General features: G+C 51.7%; 8 protein-coding genes. 1 reads left to right on the forward strand and 7 read right to left on the reverse strand.

Features of this window, described 5'->3' with window-relative positions:
• Positions 1 to 21 precede the first annotated feature (21 nt).
• The 6 genes from AC2FEE_RS18250 to AC2FEE_RS18275 form a co-directional block, all read right to left on the reverse strand.
• Positions 22 to 945 carry a sugar kinase gene (locus AC2FEE_RS18250; RefSeq protein WP_496866764.1) on the reverse strand — a complete coding sequence of 308 codons (924 nt, stop codon included), beginning with the start codon at positions 943 to 945 and terminating at the stop codon, positions 22 to 24.
• A gap of 5 nt (positions 946 to 950) precedes the next feature.
• Positions 951 to 1,262 (reverse strand): cupin domain-containing protein, encoded by a 312-nt coding sequence (locus tag AC2FEE_RS18255; RefSeq protein ID WP_496866765.1) that lies wholly within the window; start codon positions 1,260 to 1,262, stop codon positions 951 to 953.
• Between the two features lie 18 nt (positions 1,263 to 1,280).
• Positions 1,281 to 2,024, reverse strand: a complete 744-nt coding sequence (locus tag AC2FEE_RS18260) for an SDR family oxidoreductase (protein ID WP_496866766.1) — start codon at positions 2,022 to 2,024, stop codon at positions 1,281 to 1,283.
• A gap of 96 nt (positions 2,025 to 2,120) precedes the next feature.
• On the reverse strand, positions 2,121 to 3,431 hold the full coding sequence (locus tag AC2FEE_RS18265) for a TRAP transporter large permease (protein ID WP_496866767.1): 1,311 nt from the start codon (positions 3,429 to 3,431) through the stop codon (positions 2,121 to 2,123).
• A complete protein-coding gene (locus tag AC2FEE_RS18270) occupies positions 3,428 to 3,922 on the reverse strand; it encodes a TRAP transporter small permease (RefSeq protein ID WP_496866768.1) in 495 nt (164 codons plus the stop codon). The genes AC2FEE_RS18265 and AC2FEE_RS18270 overlap by 4 nt, the downstream gene beginning before the upstream one ends.
• 93 nt (positions 3,923 to 4,015) lie before the next feature.
• Positions 4,016 to 4,999: a TRAP transporter substrate-binding protein gene (locus AC2FEE_RS18275; protein WP_496866769.1), complete on the reverse strand. Its 984-nt coding sequence runs from the start codon at positions 4,997 to 4,999 to the stop codon at positions 4,016 to 4,018.
• A 326-nt stretch (positions 5,000 to 5,325) separates the two neighbouring features.
• On the opposite strand from AC2FEE_RS18275, the gene AC2FEE_RS18280 reads away from it, so the two are divergent.
• On the forward strand, positions 5,326 to 6,021 hold the full coding sequence (locus tag AC2FEE_RS18280; RefSeq protein WP_496866770.1) for a GntR family transcriptional regulator: 696 nt from the start codon (positions 5,326 to 5,328) through the stop codon (positions 6,019 to 6,021).
• 369 nt (positions 6,022 to 6,390) lie between these two features.
• Here AC2FEE_RS18280 and AC2FEE_RS18285 read toward each other — a convergent pair whose 3' ends face one another.
• The gene (locus AC2FEE_RS18285) at positions 6,391 to 6,588 is read right to left on the reverse strand and encodes a HupE/UreJ family protein (protein WP_496866771.1); all 198 of its coding nucleotides are present in this window, start codon (positions 6,586 to 6,588) and stop codon (positions 6,391 to 6,393) included.
• Positions 6,589 to 6,680: the final 92 nt, after the last annotated feature.

Below are 6,680 nucleotides of genomic sequence, written 5' to 3' on the forward strand. Positions count from 1 at the left end.
TTGCTCCTTGATTGCAGGGGGTCACCATCCCGCCTCATCTCTCCTGAGATCAACATCGACAGGAATAAGCGCGCCTTTGTGACGGACGACGTGGCTTGCAAGGCGACATCCTTGCCGTATTCCGGAAGTTAAATCATCGTGCCTTAAAGTGCTTGCCAATACACCTGCATTGAAACTGTCCCCTGCCGCGGTGGTATCAACAACGCCTGTCACTGGATCAACGTCTACCTCACCGCGTTGACCTCCATTCCGAAAGACCACTGGCTGAGCGCTGTTCTTGACGACAATCTGATCCACACCAATCTCAACATAACGGTTCAGCGTTGCAATTGAATCGCGATCCCCGAACCACTCTGCTTCATCATCGTAAGATGGCAGAACGATATCAGATTGTTCCTCAGCCATCATAGTCATGTCGGTCATTTCCTGCGGCTTAGACCAAAGCCGCGGTCTCAGGTTTGTGTCGAAGGCAACAGTTATTCCGTACGCACGTGCATGACGCACTGCATCAAGCAGCTTTACGCGGGATTGTGGATCGAGAATGGCGAGAGTGATTCCAGAGAAGTAGATCAAATCTGCGTCTCCAACTGCTCGTCCAAGTGCAATCTCGTCGACAGCGAGTTGTCTGGCTGCGGAGTCGTTGCGCCAATATGAAAAACTGCGCTCACCGTTGTTGAGATGGATGAGATATAGCCCAACTGATTTGCCTGAAATGACCTGGACGTGCGTATCGCAAATCCGACTGTCTTTCATGAACGCCCGCATTTCCTGCGAAATTGCATCGTCTCCGACAGCGGTGAAATAGCTGACGTCGATATCTGATGCGACCTGTGCAATATACCACGCTGTATTGAAGGTATCACCCACAAAGCCAAGTCTAAACTCTCCCATCAGATCTGATGGAGCAAGTTCTGCCATGCACTCCCCGATTGCCAAGAAACGCATGTCAGTTACAGAAAATCGTCGCGACGGGGTGTGAAACTGTCGACCAATGTACCGGGCTCCAGACATATGCAGCCATGAGTTTGGCCTGATGGGATGACAAAGCTGTCGCCGGGACCAAACTCTTGTTCGCGTTCACCAAGTTTGAAACGAAATCGCCCGCTTTCGACATAGGTTGCCTGAACATGCGGATGGCTGTGCAGAGCACCAATCGCCCCGGCCGCCTGGAACCGGAAGGCAACAACCATGAGGTCTGAATGTTCAGACAGGACCTGCCGCGTGACATATTCACCGGTCGAGACGATCGGGAAATGGGACACAGGTTCTCTCCTTTTCTATTAGGAAAACAGCATGCCACCGTTGAGATCGATATTTGCGCCCGTGATGAAAGCACTGTCCTCGCAGGCCAGGAAAAGCACGAGATTCGCTGCATCATCCACATGACCTTGACGCTTAAGCGGCGCGTTGGCTTCAGAGCCGCGACGACCTGCATCAGGAGTGTGAACGTTGTAAAAATCGGTGTCGATCATACCAGGACAAAGCGCATTCACTCGAATGTCGGGGCCGACTTCCTTTGCCAAGCCCCGTGTCATGGTCATAACCGCGCCCTTGGCCGTAGCATAAGCCACAGCACCTGACCCACCGCCATCACGCCCGGCTTGACTTGCGAGGTTGGCAATAGCCCCCGACGTCATCCGGGACAGGCAAGCCTGGGTCATCAGGAATGTACTGGTCAAATTCAGTGTCATGACGGCGTCCCAATGCTCAACAGACATTTCCGCGATAGTTTTGCGAGCAATCAAGCCACCAGCGTTGTTGACCAGAATATCGATACCACCAAAAGCTTCGACAGTGCGAAACACCAACGCGTCAACATCCGTCTTCTTGTTCAGATCGCCCTGTAGGGCAATCGCTTTACCGCCTTTGCCTTCGATTGCAGAAACGGTTTCCTCCGCGCCATTCGAGCTGGAAAAATAATTGATCGCGACATTTGCGCCTTCAGAGGCGAGTTTGATCGCAACCGCACGGCCAATGTCGCGGCCACCTCCCGTTACTATGGCGGTTTTACCTGCAAGTTTCATGTCGATCCTTCCCAATACAAAGCGCCAGCTTCGCTTTCGTTGTGGGTTTGAGTTGGCTTTTCTCTCAATGCGCGCCCAGCACAAATTGAGACGCCGCTATCGGAATGCTCCGGGCATGACAGCCTTTGGGAGCCACAGAATGATTTCGGGGAATGCTGCCAGCAGAATGAGGATGACCAGCATCGGTGCAAGAATCAGCACAACTTCGCGCAGGACTTGCACAACGTTTAGACCGCCAATCGCTGCGGAAATCAGCAAGCACAAGCCATAGGGCGGCGTCACCAGCCCGAAGGCCAGAGATACGATACCAATGATGGCAAATGCGATTGGATCGACACCACCTGCCTGAGCAACCGGCATCAGAACTGTTCCAAGAATGATGATTGTTGGGATCGCATCAATGAACAGGCCAAAGAGCAAAAACAGCAGAGCAATCAACAGCGCCGTTCCAAACGCACCAAACTCCCAAGCCGTCAGGGCGCTGACAATAAGGCGCGGCGCATTGTAAAATGACAGGAGCCAGCCGAATGCCGAAGCTGTACCGATCGCAAACAACGAAATGGCCGCGAAGCGTGCAGTGTCATAGAGTATCGTACCCAAGTCTTTGGGCGTAACCGTCTTGTAAACAAACATGCCCAAGATCAGCGCGTAACCAGCGGCTATGATCGCACTTTCAGTTGGAGTAACTAGGCCGCCTACAATACCACCAATCACAAAGACCGGTGTCAAAAGGGCCAGTGCGGCGCCTTTCCAAGCGGCCCAGAACTCACCCCAATTTGGCGACGCTGTAACTGGGTAATTGCGGGCCTTTGCAAATCCATACACCGTAGCCATCAAGGTCAAGCCGATCATCATACCCGGGATCGCACCGCCCAGAAACAGCGCACCAACAGAGACCTGCATGACGCCGCCCCAGACGATCATCAAAATCGACGGCGGAATGATGACCCCCATCACCGAAGAACAGGCGGTGATGGCAACGGCAAATCGCGTGTCGTATCCCTCTTTCTGCATGGCAGGGATCAGGATTTTTCCGATGCCGGCCGCATCCGCTGTCGAAGACCCCGAGATACCTGCAAAAAGCATCGAAACCGCGACATTTACATGACCCAAGCCGCCCGGCATCCAGCCGGTCAACACCCGAGCCAATTCAATCAAACGATCAGTCACCTTGCCGGAATTCATCAAGTTCGCCGCCAATAAAAAGAACGGCACGGCCAGCAGAATGAACGAGTTGTAGGATTGAAACATCCGGTCGAGCACAATGAATGGTGTCAGACGCAGTTCTAGCAATACTACGGGAAGAGTTGCCAAACCCAATGCGAAAGCCACTGGGATGCGGATGAAAATCAGCACCAGGAAACCGACAATGAGCATTGTGGCGGCCGTAGCGGTATCGAGGATCATGTCTGACTGCTTTCGCGGCTAAAGTATCGCGTCACAGCTTCGAATAGCCGGAACCCCGATAAGAGAAACCAAAACCCTCCGGCAATCGGGACCGATATGTGCGTGATTGCAAGGTTGGCACGCATCATTACAGACCGTTGGTTGCTGCCGAATTCGGTGTATTCGATGCCGTAAAACAGGAAGAACACCCCAAATATCATGATGGCAACATGCACTACGCCTTCTTGAAGCAAGCGAGATAACGGGCCAGTCGCATCCCGCGTGATACGAACGTCAAAATGCGTTCCATCCCAAACGGCGACAATAGATCCGATCATAACGATCCAGACGAACAGGAACGTCGCAACTTCTTCAGTCCAAAGGTAAGTTGGGATTAATCCGGTGTAGCGAGAAATGACCTGCATCGCGACCGGTATCGACAGCACCCCCATCAGCACGCCAAGCAAAATGCGAAGCCAGGTGCAGAACTTATCCAGATATTTTCCAAGCATGTTCCGCCCTACTCCGCGATGTGATGCGCCTGGCGCATCGGAAATTGTGCCGACAGGCGAGCTTGATGTCTCACCCGCCCGTCAGCCGGGAGATTACATTCCGCGAACGTTATTGAGCAGCTCTGTCGCGCCCAGCTCTTCAGCATAGGCGTCTTGGACCGGCTGAACCAATTCCAGCATTTTCTCGCGGCCCTCGAACTCATGCACTTCGATCTGACCTGCGTCGATCATTGCTTGAAGTTTTTCACCGTCCTGACCGCTCTCTAGCGCGCGACCAAATGCACCGGCCTCAGCGCCAGCTTCCATGATGGCGGCTTGCAGGTTCTCAGGCAGTTCATCGAAGATTTTTGCTGACATCACAATTGGGCGCACGGTGATCGTGTGCTGAGTCAATGAAACATGTGGCGCGACTTCGTAGAACTTCAGGTTCTGGATTGAGGCGGCTTCATTTTCGAATCCGGCGATAACGCCTGTTTGAATTGCGTTATAGACTTCGTTGTAGGCGATGGCAGATGGTGCCGCACCAACAGCAGAGAAAGTTTGCGCCTGAATTGGGGCTCCCATGACGCGCATACGGTGTCCTGCAAGCTCTTCCATGTTTGTGATGGGCTCGGCAGAGGCCAGATTCCGCACACCGCCTCCATGATACCCGACAATCACGATGCCAGCGGCTTCGCGCAGATCATCCTCAAGAGGTTTCAGCGCATCCGAGGAAAGCACCGCATCCCAATGCTCTAAATCACGGAAAAGAAAAGGCATATCCATCAGAGGAATGGATTCTGAAAATACGGCCATGTTGGAAGGGGCCAGAATGGTGTAGTCCACCGCGACACCCTGGTTAAGGTAGGTCACGTAGTCGGATTCGACGCCAAGCTCGCCGTTCAGACGCAGATCGAAATCAACTTCGCCATCGTATTTCTCAGCGACCAGCCGTTCGAATTCACGCAGTGTTTTGGTGAATGCATGCTCCTCATCAAACATGCTTGCGCCACGAAGCGTGACATCAGCCTGCGCGACCGAAGCTCCGCTAAGCAAGACAGCTGCTACAGCCATCGTCTTCATTGAGAAATTGAACATTCTATCCTCCCAGATCAGGTTCAAATCTTGTTTTTGGCCCAGTCGTCTATGACTGGTGATCGCGTTCGAAACCTAGCAAGTGGCTACGCCAAATCAGCACCTACCCAAGTCAGGATGATCTGATTTCCTCCCAGCAAGCACGATTGCTCCGCCCTCGTTCATGGCATATACAACTCGAAAACTGGGATACTAGTCAACATATTTTCTAGAAATACTTCCAATTGCTCCATACTTTTCATATAAAAACATCGAAAATCTGTCGTCTAGTATCCAAATACGATCTATCACTTTGCTTTTCGATCTGCCACAATGTCATCAAACAGAGTTTGGAAATCAAAAAAATGGCAGCATTGGGAACCCTTGAGCGCACGACGAGTAGCGATGTCGTCTTTGACGAACTGTTTGGACAAATCACCCGGTTGGAATTGCTCCCTGGGACCAAGATATCCGAAACGGACGTAGCGAAGTCATTCGGGCTCTCACGTCAACCTGTGCGGGAGGCTTTCACACGGTTAGCCAATCTCAATCTGCTTTTGGTGCGGCCCCAGCGTGCAACAGTGGTTCGGCCGTTCTCACGACAGCTTATCGCGAACGCCCGCTTCGTACGTACTGCGGTCGAATTGGAAGTTATCCGCGCTGCCGCGTTAGATCGGGACAAATCGGTAGACGCGGCATTGAAAGCCAACCTTCGCAAACAGGCGGAAGCAATTTCAGCAAAAGATGTCAGCGGTTTTCATGATCTGGACTACCAGTTTCACAAATTACTTTGCGCCTCGGCCAAACAAGAGTTTGCGTTTGAAATTATTGCCGATAACAAGGCGCAGGTTGATCGCCTTTGTATGCTGGCACTAACCAGCAAGGAAGCAATGGAGGTTCTGTATCAGGATCATCAATCTCTTTTACAGGCCCTCTTCAATGGGGACGCTCGGGCAGCCGACCAAGTACTTCGCACACATCTTGACCGTTTAACGCCAACAATTCAGGCAATTTACACGACTCACAACGCCTACTTTGATGAATAGGTAGTCTTCTTTCGTGCAGCTCTTTTTGTGCCTTACTATTCCGCTGTTCAACGTGCAACGAATTGTTATGTGAAGCGATCACTAGTTGAGTATTCAGCTTACTTGCGGACTCAACGCACTATTACTAAATATGCTCGATCGCAGCCATTGATCCTGTATGCAGACAACGTGAGAGATGAGCCCAGACCTACCACGCAAAGTTAGAGGCTTGCTGCCCTTGAAGTCGGCAGGTAGCAGCCGTCACGCGAACGCTCCCGGCACGAAACAAACATAACCAACAGCATCCCTCGTGTCGGTTAAAAACCAATGTAGGTGCAAACCAGAAACGACTTAGACTGGAAAACAACACTAAAAATTTCAGTTTTCATACTAGATGTTAAGCATTTCCAAAAAGTCCTTCCCACGTTCGAATGTCCACCAACTCGCAATAACTCCGCACCCGATTGCTATTGAAATTCTAAGCGTTAGCTCAGGTGTGGGACCAACGTTTGCAATGGCTTTCAGTAGCGGCCATGTCACCAATACGATTGCCAATTGGCCAACTTCTACCCCAACATTAAAAGCCAAAAGGCTCTGCCAGATTGTCCGTTGTCAGGGATTTTGGGACAGATGGCTGCCTGAGCTAAGAGAGGATCTGGCGCATCTGGTTGGTTTGATTA

The sequence above is a fragment of the Ruegeria sp. YTSC199 genome (genome assembly GCF_059609725.1).

Coding starts and splice junctions, on each gene's coding strand:
- AC2FEE_RS18265 (WP_496866767.1), bottom strand. CDS start 3,431: ATGATCCTCGATACCGCTACGGCCGCCACAATGCTCATTGTCGGTTTC.
- AC2FEE_RS18275 (WP_496866769.1), bottom strand. CDS start 4,999: ATGTTCAATTTCTCAATGAAGACGATGGCTGTAGCAGCTGTCTTGCTT.
- AC2FEE_RS18270 (WP_496866768.1), bottom strand. CDS start 3,922: ATGCTTGGAAAATATCTGGATAAGTTCTGCACCTGGCTTCGCATTTTG.
- AC2FEE_RS18250 (WP_496866764.1), bottom strand. CDS start 945: ATGCGTTTCTTGGCAATCGGGGAGTGCATGGCAGAACTTGCTCCATCA.
- AC2FEE_RS18260 (WP_496866766.1), bottom strand. CDS start 2,024: ATGAAACTTGCAGGTAAAACCGCCATAGTAACGGGAGGTGGCCGCGAC.